The sequence below is a fragment of the Kitasatospora sp. NPDC092286 genome, from assembly GCF_044755565.1.
GTDB lineage: Bacteria > Actinomycetota > Actinomycetes > Streptomycetales > Streptomycetaceae > Kitasatospora.
The window spans coordinates 1-1,891 of sequence record NZ_JBIVRD010000121.1 but is presented as its reverse complement, the minus strand read 5'-3'; the positions used below and the strand labels follow the sequence as shown (position 1 = coordinate 1,891).

The following is a 1,891-nucleotide window of genomic DNA, read 5'->3' as shown; positions in this document are numbered from 1 at the left end:
AGGTCGTCGCCGTGTCCGGCAGATCCCCATGTGGGTGACCAGATCGAACAACCTCAAGCCGATCACCGGAGGTAAAACGACAAGCTGGGACGAGGACGAGGAACGCTGGATCTCCGACGCGGGAGTCGCCGAGGTCGAGTACACCGCCTTCACTGGCAAGGCGAAGAAGTACAGGGCCACCGCCCGGCTGCTGGTCCGCCGCGTCAGGAGGCTCAACGACGCGCACGTCCCGGATGGGCAGGGCGAGTTGTTCAAGTCCTACCGCTTCCACGCGGTCTTCGCCGATACCCCGTTCCCGCTCGTGGAGGCGGAGAAGATCCACCGCGCTCACGCGATCGTCGAGCAGGTCTTCGCCGACCTTGAGGACTCGGCGCTGGGACATCTGCCGTCGGGGAAGTTCACCGCGAACGCGGCCTGGCTCACCCTGGCCGCGCTCGCCCATAACCTCACCCGCGCGCTGGGGGCCCTGGCCTCCGCCTTCCACGCCAAGGCCCGCACCGGCACCAACTGATCACCGTCCCAGCCAGGTTGGCTGCCGGAGCCCGAACGTTGACCTTCCACCTCCCCGAACGCTGGCCCTGGCAAGCCGCCTTCACCGCCCTGTGGGCGAGCGTCGGCTGCCGCCTGCAGACCTGACAGAGACCCGTCCCACCCACCACAACCAGCACCTCGGAGAACCCGCCACCGGGACGGCCATCCGGCGACCACGCACGTCCGCCAGCGGAAACCACCAGTGAGCGGCCACGAATTCACCCGAAATCGCTCACCCGAATGCCACCGGTGGATCCAGGATGAAATGGCATCTGGCGAGCGGCGTCTCCTGTCAGTACGCGCGCGCCCGGCGGGTGCACCTGGACGACCAGGTGAACCAGGTACTGGAAACGTGCGAGAACCAGCTGGACCAGGCCGCCGAACTGACGCTGCACCGGCGGCAGCCCGACCAGGTCGTCGGCCGACTGCGGCAGGTGTGCGCGGCACTCACGGTCCTGCGGGCCCTCACGGCCGCGGCCCCGCCCTGATCGGGCCTCCGCCGCCCGGGCCGGGTTCCGGGCGGCGAGCCGCCCGGCCCCGGATCCCCCGGACCGGACCATCCCACCCCGTCAGCGCCCGAATGCGGTCAACCCATCGTCACATCACGCAAGTGACCGCACCGTTCGCAGCAATCGGCGGTTCTACCCGGTTCCCGTTCTTCCCAGCCGACAAGCCGGCCCACGGCCGGTGTGAACCCCGGAGCCCACTCCGGGGTTCACACCCACAGAACTGACCTACTCGGCAACGGGACCGCCGAACCTGCCAGGCCCCCGGGCACTGTGGCGAGCTCAGACCAACGGGGACCGGTCGAGCGCTTTCCACAGCGGCCCGGAGCCCGGCCAGCCGGGAGGAGCCGCAGTCCCGGAGAGCACCCCGGAAATGAATGTGGAGAAGCAGCCTTGGTAGAGGCGGACGCAGCCGAATTGGCGAAACTCCACCAGGATGTCCCAGGCCTCCTTTCCTCTCGGCACGAGGCAGCACTGGTCCCCATCCCAATCAGAATATCCCCATGGAATTACGGAGTCGACGTCAAAGCGCGGAGACCTGGAATCTCCGAGGTAGTGATGAGCCACACTCCGGAGAGATTCCCGGCCTCTCTTCATGAAATCAATCAGGGGCTCTGCACCACATGGATGCGGCACATAGAGGTGACCCCGCACAATCCCGTCCCCGTAGAGGTCCACGAATTCCTTGAAGTCACCTGGAAGCCCTCCCCCTGCCCACTCCTCAATACCCAACCACACCTCGACGGGAGTCGGGCTAGACCCAATGCCGGTGACTTTGTGGTCGGTGTCTCGTTGGTTGTGGTGTGGCGAGGGTGGGGCAGGTCAAGTCGCCTGCGGATGAGCGGATATCGGAC

The 1,891-nt window shown here is 66.8% G+C and carries 1 protein-coding gene and 1 pseudogene; both read left to right on the top strand.

Annotation, left to right across the window (positions count from 1 at the left end; genetic code table 11):
* Window positions 1–511: pseudogene (locus ACIQIB_RS39440) on the top strand (hypothetical protein); the annotation flags it as partial.
* A gap of 280 nt (window positions 512–791) precedes the next feature.
* Window positions 792–1,019, top strand: a complete 228-nt coding sequence (locus ACIQIB_RS39435) for a hypothetical protein (RefSeq protein WP_400660220.1) — start codon at window positions 792–794, stop codon at window positions 1,017–1,019.
* The last annotated feature ends 872 nt before the right edge of the window (window positions 1,020–1,891 follow it).